The organism is Mediannikoviicoccus vaginalis (genome assembly GCF_928097925.1).
Taxonomy (GTDB): Bacteria; Bacillota; Clostridia; order Tissierellales; family Peptoniphilaceae; genus Mediannikoviicoccus; species Mediannikoviicoccus vaginalis.
On the sequence record NZ_CAKMRI010000001.1, the window covers coordinates 1113932 to 1139523 of the forward strand.

Here is a 25592-nt window from a genome sequence, read left to right on the forward strand (position 1 = left end):
CCACTTGCAAACTTTACTTGCTACCCTTTAAAAGGGTCAACTACATCAAATGTTAACTGCTCGCTTAATTGGTCTGTCTTAAGTTGATTTCTTATATATTCTTCTATTTTCTTTGCATTCTTTCCTGCTGTATCTACATAATATCCTCTACACCAAAATTGTCTTCCCCTATATTTGTACTTTAAATTCCCCCACCTTTCATATATCATTATGCTACTTTTACCTTTCAAAAAACCCATGAAGCTTGATACTGATATTTTTGGTGGTATCTCCAATAACATATGAATGTGATCGGGACAAACTTCCGCTTCTATGATATTTACTTCTTTCCAACTACATAATTCTCTTAATATTGCTCCTATTTCTAGTCTTTTTGATCCATAAAATTCTTTTCTTCTATATTTTGGTGCAAATACTACATGATATTTACAATTCCATTTAGTATGTGATAAACTATGAGTGTCATTTAACTATGTCATTCAATACCTCCTTGATTTTTTATTTTGCAGTTGGCAGACCGCAATTTTATTATATCATTGAGGTATTTTTGTTTGGTTATCATCGCTAAAGCTATACTGAACCCCCAGTCTAACTGGGGGTTTTCTTATACAAAAATAGACCCTGCAAAACATCAGGGTCTATTACTTTATTCTTTTATCAGTTTTTCTTTATAAACATAATCCTTAATGAGTTAAACACTGCTATTATTGACACTCCAACGTCTGCAAATACAGCTGCCCACATATTGGCATGGCCCATTACTCCAAGTATCATTACAATAAATTTAACTCCCAGGGCAAATACGATATTTTCCATTGAAATGAGTTTTGTCTTCTTGGAAATTCTGTGGAATAGGGAAAGTTTTTTAAGTTCACTTCCCATTAAGGTAACGTCTCCCGACTCAATTGCCGCGTCACTTCCAAGTTCTCCCATTACAATTCCCACATCTGAAATCCTAAGCACTGGAGCGTCGTTAACTCCGTCTCCTACAAAGGCAACTCTTCCTTCTGCACTCTCTTTGATTTCGTTAAAGGACTTAACCTTGTCCTGTGGTAAGAGACCTGCCCTATATTCATCAAGGGAAAGCTTTCCTGCAACTTCCTTTGCAGCAAACTCTCTGTCTCCTGTTAGCATAATAAGTTTTTTTATGCCCTGCTCCTTAAGTTCTTTAATAGCGTCTTTGGCGTCCTTCTTTATGCTGTCTGCAATTTCAATATGTCCTAAAAATTCTCCATTTTTAGCAACATATATCATTGTGCCTGAGCTTTCCACTTCTTCAACTAAAATTTTATTTTCTTTTAACAACTTGCTATTTCCTAAAAGAATTTCTTCTCCTTGAAGTTCTCCACTAAGGCCCTTTCCAGGAATGTCTTTAATATTTTTTATATCTAGATTAACTTCATCTTTGTAGTAGTCTCTTATGGACTGAGCTATTGGGTGGTTTGAATGTTCCTCCATCTTTTTAACTATGGATAAAAGTTCTTCCTCGGTGCAGGACTTTGCCACCACATTTGTAACTTTAAATGAACCTTCTGTTATTGTTCCAGTCTTGTCCATTATGATTGTATCAACCTTAGACATGGACTCTACATAGTTTGAGCCCTTAACTAAGATGCCATGTTTGGAGCTTACACCAATTGATGCAAAGTATGCCAGTGGAATTGATATTATCATGGCGCATGGACATGAGATTACTAAAAAGGTCAGTGCTGTGTATATCCACTTTTTAAATTCCTGATTTAATACAATTGGAGGGAAGATTGCAATTACAATTGCCGCTATAACTACAATCGGTGTGTAGTAACGGGCAAACACCGTAATGAAATTTTCCGTTTCTGACTTCTTCTTGGATGCATTCTTCACAAGGTCCAGTACTTGACTTACCGTTGAGTCCTTGTATTCCTTTTGTACCTTTGCCTCAATAACACCTTCGTTGTTAATGGATCCAGAAATTATTTCATCACCTACAGAAACATTTACAGGCATTGACTCCCCTGTTATTGAAGATGTGTCTAGGGAAGTCTCTCCTTTTACAACCACTGAATCCACAGGAATTTTTTCTCCAGGAAGTATTCTTATAATGTCTCCAAGTTTTAAAACTTCAGGCTTTACAACTTCAGTCTTTCCATCTACAACTAAATTGGCAGACTCGGGTTTCATCTTAACCAAGTTTTTAATTGACTTGGTGGAGCTGTCCACCGCCTTGTCTTGTAAATATTCTCCAAGGGTATAAAGTAACATTACCATGACTCCCTCTTCCCTTTGCCCAATGACAATGGCACCTAGGGTGGCAATGGTCATTAAAAAGTTTTCATCAAAAATCTGTCCCTTTGTTATATTTATAAAGGCTGTTTTTAGAATTGGAAAGCCCACAACAAGATATGCTATAAGTTCAAGTGCAATGTTAAGGGTATTGTTCTTGTCCTTTATTAAATAAGCCACCGCCATTAGCACTGCAGAAATTGCCATGGTGATTAATTTTTTCTTTGACTGTGGCTCTTCCTCTTCCTCTTCATCTTCTTCTATTTCATCCACAACTCTAAATCCAGTTCCCGGTTCAATCCTATCCACTATCTCCTTACAATCTTTAAGGGTCTGTTCATAGTTTCCATCTTCCGTTTCCAAATTCAAAGTGCTATCTATTACATTTACATTTGCAAATTTTACATTTGGAAGATTTTGTATCTCCCTTTCAATTTTCGCGCCGCAGTTGGCACATTTTAATCCATCTAATTTTATTTCCATAATCTACTCCATAATGTGGTCAAGACCACTAGTTATAATTTCACTTATATGTTCGTCATCTAAGCTATAGTAGATGACCTTTCCTTCTCTTCTATTTCTAACAAGCCTCGCATGTTTTAAAAGCCTTAGTTGATGACTAATGGCAGATTGTCCCATATCAAGTACATTTGAAAGATCAGAGACACATAGCTCGCCCTTACCAAGGGTTAAAAGTATTTTTAACCTTGTGGAGTCGGAGAACATCTTGTAAAAGTCCGCCAGGTCATAAATATCTTCTTCTATTGGGAGAGACTCCTTCGCCCTTTCTATATTATCTTTATTATCCATCGAACCTCCTTTGAATATATGAACAACTGTTCATTTGTTATTTTTATTTTACCAATTCAAAATTTTTTTGTCAATACCTTTGCAATCCTTATTGCAATAGATTATTATATCTGTAAGGGAGGATGAAATGAAAAATAAATATTTTAGAAAATTAATCGCGATTTTACTTTGTGTATCTTTCTTGATACCACTTAGTTCAAAATCATTTGCAGCGGAATCTGCAACACCTATACTAGGTAAATCCACAACTACAGTTCACGAAATGAAACTGTGGGCAAAATCAAGAAATGCAAACCAATTGTTTATAGACTTGGCTCCACTATACTATTCAGTTTCAGTAAAGAGAGGCGTGGATCCTGCAGTAACCTACACCCAATCCGCAAAAGAGACAAACTTTTTAAGATTTGGTGGAGTACTAGACGCGTCCTACTTCAACCCATGTGGACTTAAGACAACAGCGGGAGGCGGAGACAAAGACGCATCAGCCCATACTAGATTTAAATCATGGGAAGAAGGAATTACAGCACAGGTTGATCACTTGGCGCTTTACGCTGGAGCAAATGGCTATCCTAAGACTGACACACCGGACCCAAGACATTTTGATACAATTTGCGGCAAGGCTCCAATGGTGGAAGACTTAGGTGGAAGATGGGCTCCAAGTAAAAACTACGGCATTGAAGTAGTTGAACTTATGAAAGAGCTGTACACATTCCCATACTCAACTGTAAAGAGAATTTCTGGAACTTCAAGATTTGAAACTTCAGCATTAATAAATAAAAATGCAAATGTGGATTCAGATATTGCAGTAATTTCAAATGGGCATTCATTCCCTGACAGTATTGCAGCGTCAATCCTTGCAGGTAATTTAAATGCCCATCTACTATTAAGCGACCCAGGAAGAGTTACTGGAGAAATTGCAAATAGAATAAACACCGGAACGATTTCAACTGTTTATCTTGTAGGTGGAAATAATTTGCCAGCATCCTATGTAGATACACTAAGTTCAAAGGGAATTGAAGTTAAATATTTAAAGGGAAAGAGTAGATATGACACTGCAGTTAAAGTTGCAGAAGAAGACAGCTCAAAGGACATAGTGTTCTTGGCAAATGGTGTTTTATTCCCAGATGCCCTTTCAATTGCAGGAGTTGCAAAGATGAAAAATGCAAATCTGCTATTTACTGACGGAAAGACTTTAAACGAAGATGTAATGAATATAATTAAAGATGCATCAGAAGTTTATTTAGTTGGTGGAGACAATTCAGTATCTAAGGAAATTGAAAATAAAATAAGAAATGTGGTTTCATCTGTTTCAAGAATTTCAGGAAAGACTAGATATGAAACCTCTGTGCAAATTGCAAACAACTATTACAGCAATCCTGAATATGTACTACTAGCATCCGGCGAAGACTTTGCAGACGCCCTTTCAGGAACGGCACTGGCAAATAAATTAAATGCGCCAATTGTTTTAAGTAAGAAGACACAAGCACCAAACGAACTTATATCTTACTTGAAGTACAAGAAGATAAATACACTTTATATTCTCGGTGGAAATGGTTCCGTTGGTAGTGCAGTGGAAAGACAAGTAAAATCAGTATTAGATGTATAAAAATCTCCCATGCGGGAGATTTTTCATTATGCAGGCTCTTTCGCCTTTATTATTCTCTTTTCCTCTCTTATTCCACTTAATGCATACTTTCTTAATCTTAGTACAAGATAGGTTACATAAACCAATGTGTATACAACAATGGAAAACTTATTTTTTTCTACATCCATTGAGAATAAAACCATAACATGAATATAGATTAGCATGTAAAATAGATAGGAAAATCTTTGAAGTCTTTTCCAATTTTTTGCCCTCATTTTCTTTCTAACACATTTAAAAGAAGTGATAAAGAGTGGAATCATTAGGATTATCAGCACAATGCTGATTATTGAAGCCACCTTAACTTGTATCGGCATAAGCTCTGGACTTTTAAAAAAGTTCACAAAATATCTTACTCCGAATAAAATATTATGGGTTAGAGCCATTAAACAAGCTATTATGGACATCTCTCCCCTAATTCTATAAAATCTTTTGGTAATATCATTATGCTTTGTAAAAACTCCAAGATACATAACGATAATAAAAATAGAAGTTGAAATAACACCTCTTTGGAAAAGGTCCACATAGAATTTTAAAACCGGATCTAATTTTTGATAATATCCACTGCTATTAATAAGTAACATACCTAGAATTACTAAATAAAAACCTATATAAAAAGTCTTTGTATACTTTTTTAAAAGGTTGGCAGTTAAATAGAAAAAAACTCCAGTAATAATAAGTGCTGTAATTAAATTCATTAAATCCTCCTAGTTAAAGATGCATAACGCCTTTAAATCAAGGCGTTATGTCTTTAAATATTAATTATTCAACATTTACCTGTATGGATTTTGTAACCGACTTATTTGAGGCAGTAGTTGTGAATTTTATTCTTACAATGTGAATGCCCTTTTTGTTCATATTCGGTCCTTTCACAACTTCCATCTCCACTCCATCATCTGGTAAATTCGTTACTAATTCCATATACTCTTCAAGAGTCGGTGCTTGGTCATTAAGCCTTTTATTAATTCGCGTTAATGAAAACTTAGGCTCGAATTTATCATCATTGTCAACACCTTCATCATAAGCTGAATAACCATCTTTGTCCTTATCTTGATAAACAACAAGTTTTATTATTCTTTCAATATCTTTATGGTCTTTTACGCCATAAATACGAATGATATATTCTTTAGTTTCTCCATCTAAAAATTCTTCATCATCTATCTCAACTTGACCTTGAATTTTTCCTTCTTCAGCATAGTACTCTAATCCTTCTGGTAAATCGAAAACATCAATGTCTGTTACTCCATCTTTAGCCTTTACTTCTACATCTATTTCTTGATAGTTAAGAACTTTTTCACCAAAGTCTATATCTAGTACATCTTTCCCAACTATTTTGTAGTGATCTTGATCTTCTTCATCTGGTATAGAAGGCTCTTCAACTTCTTCGTTCTTAAAGATTATATATATAGCAGATTTCGCATTAATATTTTCTTTATAAGCTTGATCTATTGGTAATAATCCAAACTTAAAATCATATTCGTCAATTTCATGAATACTTTCATAGATGTATTCTTTTCCGCTTATGGATGTGATTTTACACTTAACTTTCTTTCCTAAATCATCCTTGTTTATCTTTACAGTTTGGCTATTGGATATATTCTCTCCAGATTTTTCTGGATTTTCAACCTCTGTCCAAGTTTCACCATTATCAAAGCTATATTCCATTTTCGCAATATAGTCTGTGCTATAGCTTTCAAAGAATATTGCAAATTCTGCACTTCTCTTCGAACCTTTGTGCTTTATTTTGGCTATTAATGCTTGTTGCTTCATTTCTTCAGGAAGTTCCTCGTTATTAGATAGTACCTTTCCAGTATCTCTATCAGTAATTTCTATTCCTTTATTCTCAAAATCCTTGTATGAAACTTCTTCTCTTTCGCCGCTCTTTTGAATTAATGCAACTTTTACTCCTAAAAGATCTAAAGGTTTAGACTTGTCTAGTCTTAATAGGTTCTGACCAGTGTAGGGATTTATTTCATTTGGATTGATTACTTGTATTTCATCAATTGTATTTCCTGTCTTATGATCATTTTCAGAGAATTCCAAAGCTTTGTCTACTGATAAAGCAATTCCTCCCGTTGTTAAGGTTGCTCCAGAAACTGCATCCATCATATTTCTACAATTATGCTTAGCTCCTAGATACTCTCTTATTGCTGGAGATACAAATTCTGCCATCCTAGTATCTTTAATTTCGTCCGCTATTTCTTTACCCAGTAGTTCTTCAGCCTTCTTTTGATGATCTTTTGCTTTTACAATTTGATCAAGGTATTGTCTATGAAGCTTTAAGATGGCTAGGTTTCTCTTACCCATTTCACCTTTTAAATAAGGAATAGCCTTTTCAGCCATGGTCCTGTATTGTTCTCCGCTGTATCCGCTTTCACCAATAAATTTAATATCCACGATTTGACCATCTTTTATAGTAACTTTGGTCTTAACTGGACCTCTTGCTTCATCATAACCATCACCATGTCCTGTAAATGTACCTGCTTGTAGTTCTTCTACCCTAGTCAGTTTTTGTATATCTTTTTCCACTAGTTCATCTATACTAAGCTTAGGTGCAGGACTTAGTTTTATTCCAACGGCAGTCGGTCTAGCTACTCCAGTTACATGTTTGGAAATGAATCGTATTTTTGCTATGGTTTGTCCAGCAGTAGAATTCATATTTGGTTTTCCAACAACTTCTATTGTAACGGATCCATCATCTGGAATGTTTTTAAAAAGGGATTTGTATTCTTCTATTGTTGGCTCTGGGTCACCGATATATTTATACAGAATTTTTTCTGTGTAACTTGTGCCTTTAAATAGTGCAGTAAATTCGTTTGCACCTTTTTCTCCCTCTTCGTTGTCGTCAACTCCATCTCTGTCCTTGTCTTGGTAAAGTGGCATCTTAATAGCTCGTTTAATATTTTTGCCATCTTTTGTCCCATAAAGTGTTATTTCTATTTCTTTATATGGTTCGACAAATTTATCATCTGCTATTTCCATTTGTCCTACTATATGGTTGTCTTGTAGCTTTAATCCATTTGGTAGGCCTTCAATTGAATTTATGCTTACTCCTTTTCCAAGCTTTATTGGTACGTCTTTTATTTTGCTGTGGTTTAGGATTTTGTCTGTAAACTCTATGTCTAGGTCTCCTGCTCCCACTTCTTCCGCTGGTCCTTGAGGTTTCTGCGGTTCTGGCATAGGTGTAGAAGTCTTCTCTTCTTCAATAGTAATCCATACTGCAAACGAAGCATTTTTGTTATGAGTGTATGAATTATCTACACAATCTAGCTTTAATCTTTCAAACCTAATTGTATCTTTAGTTTGATAGCTATAAACCTTGCCTTTTTCACTGGTTGTTCTAACCAAAATGGTTTTTCCTAAAAATTCTTTCTTAACCTTTATAGTCTGGTTATCCGAAATATTATTTTTATTTTCATCAGCCTTTTTTGGATTTATAACTTCTATCCAAGTTTGACCTTTATCAAGACTATATTCCATTTTGTTTATAAAGTCTTTACTGTAGTTTCCAAATTTTATAGCAAGTTCAACTTTTCTCTTGGACTCTTTATGAATTATTTCCGCATTTAAAACGTGTTTGTTCTTGATTTCATCAGAAAACAACATCTTATCTTTAATTTCAATACCATCTAAACTTTTAATTTCAATATTGTTTTTAGCAAAATCTTGATAAGAAATAATTTTACTTTCCCCATCTTTGTATACTAATTCAACTTTAAAATCTGTTAAGTCCAACGGTTCATATTTATTGCAAAGCAGTTCTGCTTTATGAGTATAAACATTTTTTTGTATTAAGGCGTCCTTGTTAATAACAATTTTTATAGACTCTAAATTGCTACCGGTTTTTGCATCGCTTTCTGACTTCCCTATTGCGTCATCTACAGATCTTGCCATCCCTCCGGCAGATAAAGTCGCTCCTGATACTGCTTCAAATATATCTCTTGAATTATGATTTTCAATAAAATAATCTCTTACAACAGGAGAAATAAAATCTATTTTTGTACTGAAAATTCTACTAGCATAATTTTCTCCAATAATCTCTTTAGCTTTTTCCTTCGGATTGTTTGCTTTTGAAATCAAGTCTACATAGTCCCTATGAAGCTTCATTACCGCAATGTAACGCTTAGCTTCTTTAGGATCTTTAAAGAACTTAATTGACTTAATGGCTTTCTCTTTAAAACCTGTTACATCATCTGGATATTTTCCGTTATCATCAATTAAAGTAACATCTTTTATTTGTCCGTTTTCAATTTCAACCTTAGTTTGAATTTTTCCGCTTCCAGTATTATATCCATAACCATAACCTGTGTATTCACCAGAAACTAGTTCGCCTTTTCTTGTGATTTCTTTAATTGCTTCTTCATTTTTCTTGCGTATAACATCACGTGGGTTTGTTTCTTCACTTTCCCCCGGAGTTGGTTTTTCTCCTGGAGTTGGTTTCTCTCCTGGGTTTGGTTTTTCCCCTGGAGTTGGTTTTTCCCCTGGAGTTGGTTTTTCCCCTGGAGTTGGTTTTTCCCCTGGAGTTGGTTTTTCCCCTGGAGTTGGTTTTTCTTCTGGCGTCTCCTCCTGAGTACTATTGTCTATTGCATTTTTTAGAGCATCTCTAACTGCCTTTATTATTCCATTGCTTGAGTAAGTTGCTCTTGACACAGAATCTACATCCGTATTATTTCTTCCAATTAATCTATTTATTACGTCCCTCGCCATGCCAAAGTATGGATAATCTTCTCCATGATTTAACACTTCTACAGAAGCTATCTTTCCATCTTTTACTTTTACAGAAACTTTTATAATGCTTCTATAACCATATGCGCTTCCTTCATAACTTCCATCTACTAGCCTAATATTCTTATTAACATCTGGTCTAGGTGATCCTCCCGGACTTGGTCCAGGGCTTGGACTCGGACTTGGATTTGGTCTAGGACTAGGTCTTCCTCCACCTGGATTTGGTTTTACCTTAGCATTTGGTTTTAATTTTTCTTTCTCCATGCTATCCTTTGAAGGATTTACAAGAGCCTTACTAAGGGCTTCATTAACTGCATTTATAATTGCATTGCTAGAATAGGTCGCTCCTGAAACAGAATCCACATCTGCACTGGTGCCTCCTATCATAGCATTTACCACACTTTTTGCTCTACTAAAGTATGAATAGTCCTCGCCATGACTTAAAATTTCTACATTTGAAATCTTTCCTTTTTCTATGGTCACTAAAACTTTGACATAGCTTTTAAATCCATAGGCAGAGCCTTCATATTTTCCGTCTTTGAACAGTCCATCTTCTATAATTTCATTTGGAGTGTTATCTCTTACTCTAGGTTCAGTAGGCACATTGCCACTACCTCTGCTAAACCTTCTTTTATTTCGAACTCTTTGACGGTTTTTGTTAAGTACATTTCCATTTCTTCTATTGCTCTTACCACTTTTATTGCTTCTAGAAGATTTTCTACCTGAAACTTCGCTTGAACCTGCTTTTTCTAAGGCTATGGAAACTGCCTCTTTCAAAGCGTCCGATGAGATAGTTGCACCGGAAACCGAATCAACGTCAGTGCTGTTTCTATCTATTATGTCATCTAATACGCTTAAAGCGTATTGGAAGTATTCAGGAGTTTCCGCTTGGGAAAGAACTTCTATATCAAAAATCTTTCCTGCTCTTATGATTACCCTTACAGTTATGTCACTACTGTAGCCCCTGGCAGTTCCTTCGTATTCACCATCTTGAAGGTTACCACTGCTAGCTACACCTCTTGAAGAATTTTCATCTTCCATTTCTCTCTCTAATTCCTCATTATTATCTTCACCTTGAGATATAGTTAAATTATTTGATTTCCTTGGAGCCTGTTGACCCTTCGCTCCAAGAGACATGGTCGTAAATACTATACCTCCAGTGATACTAAGAACGAGCAAGCCGATTAAAAGGGCTTCTAAACTCTTCTTCCTTGTCATTGAAACCTCCTGTAAAATTTTTTTTAATTACAGCTAGAGTATTAGGATTATGTAATCTATTAAATTCTTTTAAGTTTTAGATTTTAAACTTAGTCACTAATTTAAAATCGGTTTTCTATCTTAGGTTTATTTAAGTTGTACTGCTAAAAATAATAAAGATTAATTTTCGAAAACCTTTTTATAATTACATAGCCACTTTAATAAACTCTAACTTCTGTAACCATATTTATGATATTGATTTCTGTTATCAATGTCAATCTTATATATGTTTATATATATTATCTTTTTGTATTCTATTTCCTATGTGTTTTGCAAGGTTTATCCACTTAGATGTAACTAGATTTTATTTTTTTAGAGCTTAGATAATTTTTATTGAATTTTTTTGAAATTAGATTTATTCTCTTAGATATTTTAAGACTAAATAAAAAAAATCTTTCATTTGAAAGATTCTTTTTATTATTTTTTTATATTCATTCCCACAACCATTCCAATTAACATTCCTATACTTGTGCCAATTGCAATGTTTTCTGCGCCCCAGGCTGTTCCTACGACTGTACCAAGGCACATTCCTATGGCCATACCCTCTGCCATGGCGTTGTCATCTTCTTTATTACTTTCATCTTTGTTTTTAGATTTCTTTATTATGTAAACCACCAATATACATACTAAAATAAGTGGCAGTAATATTCTAAGTATTTTCATTTTGCCTCCTTGGTTAAAACTTAATTTAATTTCCATAATAATTTTAGCATATATTTTAAGCTTCCTCAAAATGAAAATAAAAAAGACGACAGAGTTCCATCGTCTTGATAGCTAAACTTAGCTTAATGAACCACCTCAGGATGAACCTGCTCCCGCCGTACATCCATAGCAGTGACTACAGGTCATTACTATTCTCTTAAAGTCAAAGCCTTCTGGTATATTCTTTATATCTAATTTTCCTTCGCATCTTAGTCCCATACTTAAATTGAAGTCGCAGTCATAAATTTTGCCGTCCCAGTCCACTGATACGGCGTCAAGGCACATTAGGTTCTCAACTACTTCTTCATTAAAGGCAGACTCTAACTTCTTCATATACCTTTCGTAATTGCCTGATCTTTCAAGCCAGTTTCTAAAGCGACCTATGGGCATATTGGTAATTGAAAATAGATTATTAAATACTATTCCATAGTCTTCTTTTAGTTTACTTCTGTATACATTTTCTAAATCTTCTTGATTTCCTGGTAAAATTGCTCCCGATGGATTGTATACTAAATTTAATGGAAGCTCTGTTCCATATCCTAGTTTGTTTAGCTTTTGTAATATTATTATACTTGAGTCGTAAACACCTTCTCCCCTAACTCTATCTGTCTTAGACTTTTCATAGAATGGAAGGGATGCAAAGACTTCAACTCTATTTTCTTTTAAAAATTCTAAATCGTATCCATCTTCAAGATAGATTGATAAATTTGTCCTTACAATTATATTTTCTGCGTAGTCCCTAAGTTCTTCTATAAGATATTTAAAAACTTTTGACATTTCTGGAGCTCCTCCAGTTAAGTCAAGCACCTTAAAGCCCTCTCTTTTAAAAACTTCTACACAGGCCTTTGCTGTTTCTAAGTCCATGTCCTCTGTTTTATTTGGACTACATCTTAAGTGGCAGTGTTTACATGCTAGGTTACATATTCTTGTTAGATTAATCTGCATGGTTGATGGAGTGGAGTTTGCCACAAGTTCTCCTGCTCTTTCAAAAAACGGGGTTACAACTTCTATCTTTTCGTTTCTTTTTTCCATTAAATCTCCAGTTCATCCACTATTTTTGACATTTGAATTCCATGAGCAAGGGTTGCCCCTCCTGTTATTGCTGATGCCACATGAACTGCTTCCATCATTTGCTCTTTAGTGTAACCACTTTCTAAGGACGCAACTGTATATGCTTCGATGCAGTAAGGACATGAAACTGCGTGGGCAACTGCAAGGGCAATTAGATTTTTTTCTCTTGTTGTAAGTGCACCTTCTTCAAATACTGGTCCATAATACTTTAAGAAGCTATCCCAAAGTTCTTTTCCGCTTTCTCCAATTTTTCCATTATTAAAATCTTCTAAATCTTTTCTTTCAAAATAATCTCTCATTTATTTTTCCTCTAAACTTTCTATTATTTTTATGCTGTTTATAACTAGCTTTGGACAAACTGCTTTAAAGTCTGGATTTTCCTTAGCAAATTCCCTAACTTTTTCTGTGTCTCCAACATTTACTCCTAGAATGTCTTCGCAGCGTCTCTCGCTAGATATTTTTTCAAATTCTAAATCAAATTCCTTAAGCTTTTGTTTTAGAATTGATCTGTCACTATTTTCTAAGTCATTTCCATAAATTAGTCCAAGGGCCATGTATGCACCGGTTATGGCTCCACAAATGTCGCCCTTTCCCATACCTCCACCAAATGCGGAAGATATTTTAAGCGCCTTATTTATATCAAGGCCGTTTTTTTCTGCAAAATATGAAAATACTATTTGAGCACAGTTACATCCTTTTGAACTCATCTCTCTTTGAAATTCTAAAGCTGTCATCTATTCCTCCTGTAATTTCTAATTTGTAGACTTCCTTTTAAGAAACCTAAGGCTTCTTTTTCTTCTACATCCATTATCTCACATAAAATATGTCCAGTTACTTTAATTTCATTTCTCCTAAATCTACCGGAGCAGCTGGCACAGTAGGTAGTAACGGGAATGTCATAGTTCCTAAGTTTTTCTACAAAGCCATCTGCCAATTCTCGTTCCGTGCCAAAGGCAAGGCCGCCAAGGCCACAACACTGTACATTGTCAAAAGGTGTTTTTAGATTTGGTACAAAATATCTTATGTCTTCTAAGACTTCCTTTGTCTGTCTGTCAGGACATGGTATAAAGATATTTCTATCCTCTTCTATTTTTTTACCAATGCCAAGCTCTCTAAGCTCTTCATATATGGAAACAACTTCTATGTCGTAGTGCTCCTTAAAGAAGTAGTAACAGTTCATGCAGGCTGTAACTATTTTTTCTATACCTTTTTCTTTAAAAATACCCTCAAGCCTGTCCTTATCTTTTTGTATCCTCTTTTCGTCTCCCGTTTCATAAATGGGTTTGCCACAACAGTCTAGAGAGAAGTCTATACCATTTTCCATTAATACATCGATTAATGCCTTTGTGGTTTCAGGGTATTGCCTTGGAAATGAACAGCCTAAAAATAGTAGAGTTTTACTCTTCTTTTTAGAATTGTTTCTAAATATGTATGGAGATTTTTCAAATTTCATCATTCCAAAGCCTTTTTCTTCACCCATTCTAAGCTCTGTAGAAACATTTCTGCCATCAAGGTCTAGTGGGCACACCTGTTTACATACACCACATAAAAAGCAGTGATATTTTAAATCTTCACGTTTAGTATAGTCTTTTAAATTTAAGTCATACTTAGTTAAAAAGTCACAATTTTTTGTACATTTTCCGCATTCAATACATTTTTCATTTACATAATCTAAATAGCTCATCTTACATTCCGATACCTTTCTGCAATCTCTTCTGGCGCTACTCCCTTTCTATACATGTGTTGGTACTTTTGCATCTTATACATAGTTTTTAACATGCCACCCTTTTCAAATCTAATTGATCTTGTAATTATCTTTGAGTTACATTGTCTAATTTTAATTCCCCTTTTCTTTATATCCATGGAAAGTTGATAGTCCTCCATTAGTGGAATTTCTCTATATCCTCCTAGCTTTTCAAAAAGCTCACGAGTTAAAAATATCCCCTGATCCCCAAAGGCAATGTTTCTATATCTAACTCTAAAACGAGACATATAGCCACATATTTTCATTAGTGGGTGGTTTGAGTCAAAGTATATTTTCAAACATCCTGCGGGGCTAATTGTTATACTCTTTTGAACTTCTTCAAGAATATTTTCTTCTATAATGCTATCTGCATGTAAAAACAAAAGAATATCTCCATTACACTTTTTTACTCCATAGTTCATTTGCTTTGCCCTTCCCTTTGGCGCAAGGAGTATGGTCTCTTCTGGATATTTTTCTATTAATTTTTCATCTTCTTCTGTTATAACAAAAAGCAGCTCATAGTCTCCTTTTAGTTTATGTTTTTGAGCTAAAAAGTTTTTCAAAGCTGCTTCATCTTTATATACAGGTACTATAATGGAAATCATAATTTTCCCTTTTTCTTTAAATATTTTGTCAACAGATTTGCCAGTATTACTAAAACTACCATAAACACAACTGATAGGACAAATTCTTTTGACTTGTAATTTATTGCCTTGTCACCCATGTTTAAATAAACGGCTGTGCCTGGCATAATTCCTAAAATTGAAATTATTATATATTTTTTTAATTCAATGTCTAGTAATCCCGACATGTAGTTTATTAAATTATATGGGATTATTGGTGTAAGTCTAAGCACAAATAAATAAAATCCAATATCCGTCTCTTTTGATGCAATCCTCTTTTTTACATCTTCACTTAAATGTTTATCAAGATATCTATCAACTTGTTCTTTTCCAATGTACTTTGCAATTAAATACATTAAAATACAGTTTATAGACGCTCCAATAATTGTGTAAAAACTTCCCTTCCACACGCCAAAGGCAAGGCCTCCTGCTAGGGCCAATATGGGAACAGGAAAAAAGAAGATTGGCAAAATTGAAAATAGCAAGATGTATATAAGAGGAGCAAAAGCCCCTCCACTTTTAATTATAGCTCTAACCCTTTCAAGTGGTAGATATTTTATTACAAAAAATGATGCTACCACTATAAAAATCGTTAGTACTATCTTAATTAACTTTTCCAGATTTTTTTGCTTGCTTTTCATTATATATCTTCTTAATCATAAAAATTATTACGGATAGTGCAAATAGACAAAGCAGTCCTATTACAAGGGTCTTTGCAGATCCACTTAACTCTCCTACTTTAGAATAAATTATTGTAGCAGGAAGTTGTCCAAGGCCTGTTGCTAAAAAGAACTTCCCAAATGCCATAGGTGTAAGTCCCGCTGCATAACTTACTGCGTCAAAGGATACGAATGGAAGTAATCTACATACAAGGATTGTGTAGTTGCCATATCTTTCGAAGAATACGTCCACTGACTCAAGAGCTGTTTTAGTTGCAATCTTTTCAACCACATCTCTTCCTAATATTCTAGCAATATAGAAACACATTGCCGCTCCAACCATGGCAGATGACCATGATAGGATTGCACCCTTCCACCATCCAAAAATTGCTGCGTTTGCAAGTGTAATAAAGAATGCAGGAATAGGTGAAATGATTGATTGTAAAATCATTAAAAAGAATGATATTACAGCTGCATAAGTGCCATATCCTCTTATATATTCAATAACTCCGTCTAAGTCAAGCTTAGTAAGTGTCTTTACTGCACTATTAACGCCAGTGTTTACTCTTGGCACAAAAAAGTAAACAAGGACACATGCTAAGACTACAACAAGTAGTCCTATACGCTTTTTGCTTGCACTAGACATCTTTTTCTCGTTCATTTAACTCTCCTTTCAAATTCATCAATATCTTTTTTATTTCCTGTAACTTTATAAAAGTCCTCTATTTCATCAACATCGTATATCTCTTTAAGAAGCCCATATGTAAGGCCATCTTTTTTTATTCTATCAATTAAATTGTCCAACACCTTGCCATGGCTTGACTCTGCCTCTTCAAAAGGTGAAACTTCCTTTTTCTTCATTCCAATTAGACAGTACCCTCCATCTTCAACCGGGCCAAGTACAATATCTTTTTCTTCAAGTACTCGAAAGGCATTTTCTAAATACTTTTTGTCTATGCCAATAAGGTCAGATCCAAGGAGTATAACACTGTCATATCCTAGGTCTAGTACATCAAATATTGCATTTTTCATCTTTTCATTTAAGCTTTTTCCCTGTTGAGCATAATATTTATTTTCACCTATAAGATTAGAAAGAATTTCTCTTTCTTCCATGGGATTAATGTAAATGAATGTGTCAATTTTTGTTTCGCTTATGCTATTAAAAATAGACTTTAGTATTATTTCATGAATCCTACATGCCTCTTGTTTAGAAAAATCCTTCAAGAGTCTCGTCTTCGTTTGCCCTGGTATGGGAACTCTTGTAAAAAATATAATTGCTTTTTTCATGATAAAAAAAGACTACTCCCGAAGGAGTAGCCATATACTACACTATTTTACTAATTCGTAGTCGTATTCCTTAGTTCCTTCAAGAACGTTGTATACTTCGTAGCCCTTTTCAGCAAGTTCTGTAGCTACTTCCCCACTCTTATTACCTGTGAAGCAATAAGCTATAACCGGTTTTCCTTCAGGAATCTTGTCCATATTTTCTTCTACTGCGTCAAATGGAACTGAAACAGCGCCGTCAATATGTCCTTCGTCATAGTCCTTTGCAGGTCTAGCGTCAACTACAGTTGCATTTTCTTTCATTTCTAAGAACTTCTTAGCTGTAATGCTTTCGAAGTTTGATAGGTTTTGGTATTCATACTCTTTAACACCAGCTGCATTAGTAAGATCTTTATATCCATTTTGTGCTAAAATTTCAGCTGCTTCTCCACTCATTCTTCCTGAGTTGCAGTATAAGATGATTGGAGTTTCTTTGTATTCTGCTAGTACTTCTGGGTTTTCCTTGATTTCATCAAGAGTTACGTTAATAGCGTGTTTTAAGTGTTTTTCCTTGTATTGTTCTTCAGGTCTAACGTCTACTACTAATACGCCATCTTTCTTCTTGTTGTCACCTTGAATAGCGTCTAGCTCTTCACCAGTCATTGTCTTTACTTCAGCTACGTCAGCTGTTTGTTCTTCAGTCGCTTGTGCTGGAGCTTGTGTTCCAGCTGTTTCGTTTGGTGTAGCTGGTTTGTTACATCCTGTTAAGCCAAATGCAGTAACAACCGCTAAACCTAATAATATTTTTTTAAATTTCATTAAATTTGCCCCCTATTTTCTTTTTATGCATATATGATTATATCATAAAATATAAAATTCACAACGTTTTTTAACATTTATTGTTGTTATGTTTAAGCTAATTTTTTTACTTCTTCAAATGCCTTATCAAAGTCTACAGCGTCTCCTGATTCAGGAACATATTCTGTATAAGTTATTTTACCATCTTTATCAATTACTATTATACCCCTTGCAAGTAACATGTTTTCCTTCATTAAGAAACCATATTTTCTTCCAAAGTCATGGCCATTGTAATCAGAAACTGTGGCTATGTTGTCAATTCCTGCAGCTGCACAATATCTTTGTTGTGCAAAAGGTAAGTCTACAGAAATAGTTACAACCTTAACTCCATCACCAAGTTCTCCCACCTTTTCATTAAATGTTCTTGTTTGGATGTTACAAACTGGTGTGTCCACTGATGGAATTACTGAATAAACTACAACCTTTCCTCTATCTTCCTTTGAATCATATACAGATAGGTCATTGTTTATAGCCTTAAATTCTGGAGCCACTTCTCCAACCTTTACTTCTTCTCCTTCAATTGTTACGGGTGTACCGCCAAATGTTACTTTCATTTTATTACCTCCATTTTAATTTCTTTTCAACATTACTTATTATACCCCGACAATGAATTATAAAACTTTTTTAAATTTTTGTTTAAGAAGTTAAAATAGGGTAAAATATGATTTGAATAAAAATAGAAAGGATGAATTTATTTGAAAAAGTATTTTAAATTATTTGCAATTGTAGCATTAATGGCTTTTACTTTTACAGCTTGTAATAAGGCAAATGACGTTGAACCATATGCTACTGAAGGCACACAAGCAACTGAAGCTGAAACTGAAGCTACAGAAGCTGATGACAATGCAGGCGTTGAAATACAACCTGTAGTTGAAGAAAAAAGAGTTTATGTTGATGTAGACTGGGCAAAGGACTTTTTAGACAAGACAGATAAAAAAGATTATGTTCTTGCAGAAGTTACTTGGGGAGAAGAAAAGGATAGCCCTGACTATCTAACTAAGCACATCCCTGGAGCAATTCACATTAACACCGATTTAGTTGAAGAAGGACCAATTTGGAACTTAAGATCTCCAGAAGAACTTGAAAAGAACTTTTTAGACTTAGGTATTACAGCTGACAAGACTCTTTTAATCTACGGTCCTGACACAGGTGCAGATAGAGTTGCACTGGCAGCACTTTATATGGGAGTTAAAGACGTTAAGATAATCGATGGTAGACTTGCTTCATGGGAAGCAAAGGGACTTCCAACTGAAGAAGGTTCTGTTAAACCAGAATCTGAAACAGACTTTGGTGTAAAGACACCTGCTCACCCAGAATATATATTAAGTCTTGATGACGCCGTTAAAAAGTTAGAAGACGACAAGGACTTTGAACTTGTTTCCGTAAGATCAAAGGAAGAATGGCTTGGTGAAACATCAGGTTATTCATACATTCCAAAGGCTGGAGAACCAAAGGGTGCAAAATGGGGAGACTCTGGACAAGGTAATGGTGGAATGGAAAACTACTGGAACGAAGACTCAACTGTTAGAAACTTTGAAGAAGTGGTTGCAAAGTGGAAGACCAATGGAATTAACCTTTCAAACGATATGTCATTCTACTGTGGAACCGGCTGGAGAGCTGCAACACCATTCCTAATGATGTACGAAAGAGGCTACGATGTAACTCTATTTGACGGTGGATGGAATGAATGGCAAATGCATGATGATTTAGAAGCACAAGTTGGTGACCCAAACTCATCAGATGTTAAGTATGAAAAGGTAGGAGACTTATCAAATGATAAGGCAGCGAAATAAATCCTATATAATAATTTCAGTAATTCAAGTGCTACTTATAATAGTGGCACTTGTATTCAATTATTTTTCCTTAAACAAAATGGGCCTTATGAGGCATATGGTCTATAGGAACTATGTACTTGATGGTATGAATATAAAAATATATTTTTGGCTAATAGTTGCTATCTTAATATTTTCAGTTTTTCTTTTGCAAAAGGGCAAGAAAACTAAAATAACTTCGGATCATATTTTTATGTTTCTGTTGATTGTTGTAATAGCACTGCTATTCAATCAACTTATTCCAAAGTTTAAGTACGACTACTACTATCAAGGATTTTTGTTCACAGCCATAGCAGTATTACAGATTTTTAAATTAGATATGCGTTTAAAAAAATAATCCAAGGATTTCTCCTTGGACTTTTTTTATTATACAAATGCCACCTTGTTTTTAATGAACACATCCCAAATATAAACTGCTATGGCCATTAGTAGTTTAAAATCTTTTTCATGTTCAACTTGAATTTCCATCTTTTCATATGGCTTGAAACCCTGTTTCAAAGATTTTATCCTTCCAAGGCCTTCAACGTAAAATTCTTTTGCTCCCTTAGGCAAAGACATATGCTCTTCTATATTTTTATAGTCAAAGTCTATTAGTATGTCTGAACCTTCAAGTCTTGAAACAATATGTCCCGTTTCCTTTTCACCTTCAAAGAAAACATATTTCTTGTCTTCGCTGTAGAAATGTCTCTTTATTCTAAGAATTTCTTTTTTAGTTTCATCATAAAACACAAACTCCGCTCCCCTTGAAACGGTTTCGTTTACAAATGCATCAAAGTATGATCCCGGGTCGCCAACCTTTTCGCCAACAACAACTAGACTATCATCTTCTGCTTTATAAACTTTGAATCTGTCATTTACATATTTGTCAATTTTAATTTCGTATATCATCTCGAGCCTCCTGGACTTTATGTATTTATTTTAGCATATAAAGCATAATTAAACTATTTCGCCATGATGTATTTTGTAAAAATTTCAAAACAAAAAGCAACTCCTAAGAGTTGCCTTACTGAATTACTTATTAACTGCTTCTTTTAATGACTTTCCAGCCTTGAATACTGGTGCATTTGATGCAGGAATCTTAATAACTTCTTCAGGATTTCTTGGGTTTCTTCCTTCTCTAGCTTTTCTTGCTCTTGATTCGAAAGTACCAAATCCTACTAATTGAACTTTTTCTCCATCTGCTAGAGTTTCAGTTACTGTTTCAATAAATGCATTTAATGCTCTTTCTGATTCAACTTTAGTTAATTGGCTCTTTTCAGCCATTTTGCTTAATAATTCTGCTTTATTCATTTATTTCCTCCTAATATTCTCTTGAATGTATCATTCTTTCTGATTATATCTAAATAAAAGCAAAGTTTCAAGGTTTTATGCTATTTTTTGTAATAGTTTTTAATTTTTTATTACCTCTCCACTTAATTTATTATTTTATTCTGTAGCCTCTTCTTTTTCCTCTATTACTCGTGGTCCATCTGTTGCATCTTCATTTTGTGTTTCCTTAGGACCTATCTTACTGAAGTCAAAGCTTGCAATTGCTTTTGCAGCGTCTTCTACAACCTTGCCATCTTTGTCGAAGAATTCAACGTCAATCTTGTCAGTCTCTTCTTGTTTGAATTTAGAAATTTCTTCTTCTAATACCATGTCAACGTACTTAGCCTTAATTTGGTTTTCGTAGAAGTCCTTGTCAAGTTCGTCAAATGTAGTTGCCTTTGAAATCTCTTGGATTATGTGGAAACCAAATTGTGACTTAACAAGCTCTTGGCTAACTTCGCCAGGGTTCATAGCTGCAACTGCTTCTGCAAACTCTGGAACCATGTCTGCGCCATTAAAGTTTCCTAACTCTTCAGCTCTTATAGCTGTTCCTGAAGCAGTTTTTTCTTCTTTTTCTTTGTAGTCTTTGAAGGAAGCTTCAAATTTATCTTTGTCGCTCTTTACTTCATCAAGCTTCTTTTGAGCTTCTTGTTTTATTTCTTCAATCTTTGCTTCGTCTGTTATTTGTTGACCATTTTCATCCATTGTTGAAAATAGAATGTGGTTTGCATTGTAAACAGGAAGTAGAGTGTCTTTGTCTTCTTCTATCTTCTTTTTGATGTCTTCGTCTTTTGGCTTAAACTTTTCTTTTAATTTTTCGTCAAGTTTTGTTAAATAGTTTTGCTTTTCAAAAGATTTGTATTGTTCTTTTCTAAACTCTTCTTCTGTTTGTCCAGTGTCTTTTAAATATTTTTCAAGGGCTTCTTCTCCACCTGCTTGTTCAATTAGGTTGTCAATTGAAGCATTTACTTCTTTGTCAGTAACCTTGATTCCTTCTTTTTTAGCAAGTGAAACTGTCTTTTCTTGCATAACTAAAGAATTTAAAATTTCTCCTCTGATTCCTGCAACGGCCTTTTTGCCTTCTTCTGTTTCTTCATCAAAGTTTTGAGCTTGTCCAAACATTGCCATTTGCTCTTTATAGTAGTTAAAGTACTCCTCTACTTGGTCGGCTGAAATATATTCATCTCCAACCTTTGCAATTGCATTTGCTGGTTTCTTTCCTGCCTTACCACATCCCGTTAATAATAATGAGGTGGTAAGTACTCCCATTAATATTTTTTTTGTAAAATTCTTCATTAATTACCTTCCTTTTTCTTATTAATATTATCAAAGTTTAAAATCAGAACTAAAAGTCTTATTACTGGTTTTAAATCTTTAGAGTTAACAAATATCTTTGGATTTTCACCAAGGTCAAAGTTCATGCTGTCTTCAAAGTTTTCGCTAATATATTTTAATTCATCCAAATTGAGTTCTTTCTTATCACTATACTCAAGGCCAAAGGAACCTTCTTTTTCAAACACTCTTATGAAACCTGCCTTTGCACTGTAAGACTTAGTTAGGGCAATGTCCATAATATTTTGAACAGGCTTTGGCAAGTCGCCAAACCTATCTATAAGTTCTTCAATGAGTTCGTCATAGTCATTTTCATCAATTATGGATGCAATCTTTTTATACATCTCTATCTTTTCACTTGCGTCGGAGATGTATGAGGATGGAATGTATGCGTCCATCTTAATATCCACTTCAACTTCCGACATTCTGACTTTGTTTTTGTTCTCTCCTCTAATTTCTCCTAGAGTCTCCTCTAATAGTTTAACATAAAGATCGTAACCTATGGCGGAAATATGTCCAGATTGTACCTCTCCTAAAATATTTCCCGCGCCTCTAAGCTCTAAATCTCTCATGGCTATCTTATACCCAGATCCAAACTCCGTAAAATCTTTAATGGCCATAAGCCTTTTTTCTGCCACTTGAGATATACTCTTGTTCTTTTCATAGGTGAAATATGCAAATGAAGTTCTGTCGGACCTTCCTATTCTACCCTTAAGTTGGTATAACTGCGAAAGTCCCATCCTGTCTGCGTTATATACGATCATGGTGTTTACATTTGGTATGTCCATGCCCGTTTCAATAATAGTGGTGCAAAGGAGAATGTCATACTTTGCATCTTCAAAGTCAAGCATTACATTTTCCAATTCCCTTTCCGACATCTGTCCATGGGCAATGGCAATTCGAGCGTCTGGAACTAGCTCTTGTAGTTTATATGACATCTCTTCAATGTCTTGCACCTTGTTGTAAACAAAGTACACCTGGCCCGCTCTGTCCATTTCTTTTAAAATGGCATCTCTAATGATCCCTTCATTGTACTCTATAACATAAGTATTGATTGGAAATCTCTCTTCAGGTGGTTCGTCTAAGGTGGACATGTCCCTTATTCCCACTAGCCCCATCTGTAATGTCCTTGGTATTGGCGTTGCAGAAAGGGTCAACACATCTACATTTTCCTTTAAGGCCTTTAGTTTTTCCTTGTCCTTTACTCCAAACCTCTGTTCCTCGTCCACGATTAAAAGACCAAGGTCCTTGTACACCATGTCCTTTGATAGTAGCCTGTGGGTTCCTATTATTATATCCACAAGACCTCTTTCAACGTCCTTTATAATCTTTTTTTGCTGGCCTGGTGTTCTAAATCTTGAAAGCATTTCAACTTCCACAGGGTAGTCGCCAATCCTCTGAATAAAGGTATTGTAGTGTTGCTGAGCAAGGATTGTAGTTGGCACCAGAATGGCAACTTGCTTTTCGTTCATAACTGCTTTAAACGCCGCTCTAATGGCAACTTCCGTCTTTCCATATCCAACGTCACCACAAAGCAGTCTATCCATTGGCCTCTTGGATTCCATGTCCTTTTTTATTTCCGCAATTGAACGAAGTTGGCTTGGAGTCTCTTCATAAATAAAGTCCTCTTCAAACTCCCTTTGCCAATTGCCGTCCTTGTCAAAGGCAAAACCTTCTAGCTTTGACCTCTTTGCATAAAGCTCTACAAGTTCTTGTGCAATGGTCTCCACTGATTTTTTCGCCTTGAGTTTTGCCTTTTGCCACTCAGCTCCGCCGAGCTTGTTAAGTCTAGGTCCCTTGTCGGAGCCTGTTCCAACATACTTTTGAACCAAATTCATCTGGTCTGTTGGAATATATAATTTATCATTACCTCTGTAGGTAATAACTAAGTAGTCTTTCTTAGTGTCCTGTACATTAATCTGTTCAATGCCTTGATATTGACCAATACCATGGTTTTCATGTACCACAAAGTCTCCAGCTTCAAGGTCAGAGTAGTTTATTATTTCAGAGGAGGTCCTCTTCTTTGCAGTCTTCTTTGAACCTCTCTTCTCCTTGCCATAGATTTCCCTAGTGGTTAAGCAAGTGAACTTAAGTCTTTTATATTCAAAACCCCTGGGCATATTGGATGGAAGAATATATATCATTCCCGTCAAGAGCTTTGAGTCAAAGTCTTCCACAATGGTCGCGTTTAACTTTTTGTCTTGACATAAGTTTAGTATTGAAATTGCCCTGTCCTGCGAACCGGCAAAGATTACAAACTTTTCTCCCCTAGTGGTGTGACTATGGATGTGATCTTGCAACACATCCATGTTTCTATTGAAGCTCATGGCTTCGGAAGATTCTATAAGAATTTCCTCTTTCGGATCTAAAAGCCTTGTCTTTTTTAAAAGTGGCGTTACATTTAAAACGGTGTTGTCCATAATGGATTTTATAATCTCTTTAAACTCTATAAAAATATCCTCATGGGTGATAAACACCTCGCCTTTTTCCATTCTATAGGCAATGTCTTCCTTAAAAATCTGATTGATTTCGCTATTTCTGTCGTACACTCTAGATATGTCATCCACAATAATTACAGAGTCCTTTGGAAGATAGTCAACTATGTTATTGTAGTCCACTTTCTTCAAATAAGGCACAACTAAGTCCGGATTTGAAATCTCATATCCGTTTTCTATATACTCTAAAATGTCGCCATACTTTTCAATCAGCTTGTCCTTGTCCACTCCATACATAGTGGAGCGCTCTGCTATATCAAGGTCTCTACAAAGTCCCTTTATAATCTTTTGTCTAATCTTTGAGTCAAGAATTAATTCCCTTGCAGGAACAACCTTGACCCTGTCTATCTTTTCAACCGATCTCTGGTCAGAGATGTTGAAGGTACGCATGGAATCTATTTCATCATCAAAGAGCTCTATCCTTACAGGATATTCTTCCTGTATTGGATAGATGTCCACAATTCCACCTCTAATGGCAAATTGCCCTCTGCCTTCGATTATGCTTACTCTCTCGTAGTTTAACTCTATTAATTTTTCCGAAAGCTCATCTAAGTCCAAAGTCTTTTCAACTTCAATCTCCAAGGTCATGTTCTTGTAGCGATTTTTCTTTGTAATTTTTCTTTGAATGGCCCTGGAGCTTGCAACGGTTATGAAGGGACGCCCCTCCATAAGCCTATTTAACACCTTAAGCCTTTGATCTTCGTTCTTCTTTTCTAAGGATGAAAAGTTGTAGAAGTTCAGTTCAATTTCTGGAAAATGTTCAACTATACTTGAGTCCACCACTTCTAAGTCGTCCACAAGTTTTTTTGCTGCCGTCTCATCTTCAGTGACGATTAAAATATTTTTGCCCTCGTTTTTATAGATTGAGTAAACTAAATGATATAAATTTTCCTTAACGATTCCATGAAGATATATTGAATTTTTTTCAAGTTTTAAGCTTTCTGAAAGTTTTTGGTATTCTGTTAAATTTTTTAGTGTATCTGTAAAAAAATTCATCTCTTCATCCAAT

General features: G+C 35.0%; 22 protein-coding genes and 1 pseudogene. 3 read left to right on the plus strand and 20 right to left on the minus strand.

Going from position 1 to position 25592, the window contains the following annotated elements; genetic code table 11:
* Positions 1-20: 20 nt before the first annotated feature.
* The 3 genes and pseudogenes from tnpA to L6651_RS05205 form a co-directional block, all read right to left on the minus strand.
* Positions 21-464: pseudogene (tnpA, locus tag L6651_RS05195) on the minus strand (IS200/IS605 family transposase); the annotation flags it as partial.
* A gap of 193 nt (positions 465-657) precedes the next feature.
* Positions 658-2745 (minus strand): heavy metal translocating P-type ATPase, encoded by a 2088-nt coding sequence (locus tag L6651_RS05200; RefSeq protein WP_237036935.1) that lies wholly within the window; start codon positions 2743-2745, stop codon positions 658-660.
* Positions 2746-2748: 3 nt separating this feature from the next.
* On the minus strand, positions 2749-3072 hold the full coding sequence (locus tag L6651_RS05205) for an ArsR/SmtB family transcription factor (protein ID WP_237036936.1): 324 nt from the start codon (positions 3070-3072) through the stop codon (positions 2749-2751).
* A 127-nt stretch (positions 3073-3199) separates the two neighbouring features.
* On the opposite strand from L6651_RS05205, the gene L6651_RS05210 reads away from it, so the two are divergent.
* Entirely contained in the window at positions 3200-4678 is a 1479-nt protein-coding gene (locus tag L6651_RS05210) for a cell wall-binding repeat-containing protein (protein WP_237036937.1), read from the plus strand.
* Positions 4679-4704: 26 nt separating this feature from the next.
* On the opposite strand, the gene L6651_RS05215 is transcribed toward L6651_RS05210, so the two are convergent.
* From L6651_RS05215 to tpx, 13 genes are all read right to left on the minus strand, one after another.
* Complete coding sequence (locus tag L6651_RS05215; RefSeq protein WP_237036938.1) at positions 4705-5412, minus strand: ferric reductase-like transmembrane domain-containing protein; 708 nt, start codon at positions 5410-5412, stop codon at positions 4705-4707.
* A 64-nt stretch (positions 5413-5476) separates the two neighbouring features.
* Positions 5477-10657: an FMN-binding protein gene (locus tag L6651_RS05220; RefSeq protein WP_237036939.1), complete on the minus strand. Its 5181-nt coding sequence runs from the start codon at positions 10655-10657 to the stop codon at positions 5477-5479.
* Between the two features lie 456 nt (positions 10658-11113).
* Positions 11114-11359 (minus strand): glycine zipper domain-containing protein, encoded by a 246-nt coding sequence (locus L6651_RS05225; RefSeq protein ID WP_237036940.1) that lies wholly within the window; start codon positions 11357-11359, stop codon positions 11114-11116.
* A gap of 135 nt (positions 11360-11494) precedes the next feature.
* A complete protein-coding gene (gene arsS, locus L6651_RS05230; RefSeq protein WP_237036941.1) occupies positions 11495-12430 on the minus strand; it encodes an arsenosugar biosynthesis radical SAM (seleno)protein ArsS in 936 nt (311 codons plus the stop codon).
* Positions 12430-12768 (minus strand): arsenosugar biosynthesis-associated peroxidase-like protein, encoded by a 339-nt coding sequence (locus L6651_RS05235; protein WP_055078058.1) that lies wholly within the window; start codon positions 12766-12768, stop codon positions 12430-12432. The genes arsS and L6651_RS05235 overlap by 1 nt, the downstream gene beginning before the upstream one ends.
* Positions 12769-13203, minus strand: coding sequence for a C-GCAxxG-C-C family protein (locus L6651_RS05240; RefSeq protein ID WP_237036942.1), 435 nt, complete (start codon positions 13201-13203; stop codon positions 12769-12771).
* On the minus strand, positions 13200-14153 hold the full coding sequence (locus L6651_RS05245) for a heterodisulfide reductase-related iron-sulfur binding cluster (protein ID WP_237036943.1): 954 nt from the start codon (positions 14151-14153) through the stop codon (positions 13200-13202). The genes L6651_RS05240 and L6651_RS05245 overlap by 4 nt, the downstream gene beginning before the upstream one ends.
* Entirely contained in the window at positions 14150-14818 is a 669-nt protein-coding gene (locus tag L6651_RS05250) for a TIGR04283 family arsenosugar biosynthesis glycosyltransferase (RefSeq protein ID WP_237036944.1), read from the minus strand. Before L6651_RS05250 ends, L6651_RS05245 begins: the two co-directional genes overlap by 4 nt.
* Positions 14815-15477: a TVP38/TMEM64 family protein gene (locus L6651_RS05255; protein ID WP_237036945.1), complete on the minus strand. Its 663-nt coding sequence runs from the start codon at positions 15475-15477 to the stop codon at positions 14815-14817. The genes L6651_RS05250 and L6651_RS05255 overlap by 4 nt, the downstream gene beginning before the upstream one ends.
* Positions 15440-16156: a TVP38/TMEM64 family protein gene (locus tag L6651_RS05260; protein ID WP_237036946.1), complete on the minus strand. Its 717-nt coding sequence runs from the start codon at positions 16154-16156 to the stop codon at positions 15440-15442. The genes L6651_RS05255 and L6651_RS05260 overlap by 38 nt, the downstream gene beginning before the upstream one ends.
* Complete coding sequence (locus tag L6651_RS05265; RefSeq protein ID WP_237036947.1) at positions 16153-16782, minus strand: TIGR04282 family arsenosugar biosynthesis glycosyltransferase; 630 nt, start codon at positions 16780-16782, stop codon at positions 16153-16155. The genes L6651_RS05260 and L6651_RS05265 overlap by 4 nt, the downstream gene beginning before the upstream one ends.
* 42 nt (positions 16783-16824) lie before the next feature.
* Positions 16825-17577, minus strand: a complete 753-nt coding sequence (locus L6651_RS05270) for a rhodanese-like domain-containing protein (RefSeq protein ID WP_237036948.1) — start codon at positions 17575-17577, stop codon at positions 16825-16827.
* A gap of 92 nt (positions 17578-17669) precedes the next feature.
* Positions 17670-18170, minus strand: a complete 501-nt coding sequence (gene tpx / locus L6651_RS05275; RefSeq protein ID WP_237036949.1) for a thiol peroxidase — start codon at positions 18168-18170, stop codon at positions 17670-17672.
* A 141-nt stretch (positions 18171-18311) separates the two neighbouring features.
* Here tpx and L6651_RS05280 point away from each other — a divergent pair, with 141 nt between their 5' ends.
* Entirely contained in the window at positions 18312-19409 is a 1098-nt protein-coding gene (locus tag L6651_RS05280; protein WP_237036950.1) for a sulfurtransferase, read from the plus strand.
* The gene (locus tag L6651_RS05285; protein ID WP_237036951.1) at positions 19390-19785 is read left to right on the plus strand and encodes a hypothetical protein; all 396 of its coding nucleotides are present in this window, start codon (positions 19390-19392) and stop codon (positions 19783-19785) included. Before L6651_RS05280 ends, L6651_RS05285 begins: the two co-directional genes overlap by 20 nt.
* A 29-nt stretch (positions 19786-19814) precedes the next feature.
* Here L6651_RS05285 and L6651_RS05290 read toward each other — a convergent pair whose 3' ends face one another.
* The 4 genes from L6651_RS05290 to mfd form a co-directional block, all read right to left on the minus strand.
* Positions 19815-20336, minus strand: coding sequence for a DUF2156 domain-containing protein (locus tag L6651_RS05290; RefSeq protein WP_237036952.1), 522 nt, complete (start codon positions 20334-20336; stop codon positions 19815-19817).
* 123 nt (positions 20337-20459) lie between these two features.
* A complete protein-coding gene (locus L6651_RS05295; protein WP_237036953.1) occupies positions 20460-20738 on the minus strand; it encodes an HU family DNA-binding protein in 279 nt (92 codons plus the stop codon).
* Positions 20739-20873: 135 nt separating this feature from the next.
* Complete coding sequence (locus tag L6651_RS05300) at positions 20874-22052, minus strand: SurA N-terminal domain-containing protein (protein WP_237036954.1); 1179 nt, start codon at positions 22050-22052, stop codon at positions 20874-20876.
* A complete protein-coding gene (gene mfd, locus L6651_RS05305) occupies positions 22052-25579 on the minus strand; it encodes a transcription-repair coupling factor (protein WP_237036955.1) in 3528 nt (1175 codons plus the stop codon). The genes L6651_RS05300 and mfd overlap by 1 nt, the downstream gene beginning before the upstream one ends.
* Positions 25580-25592: the final 13 nt, after the last annotated feature.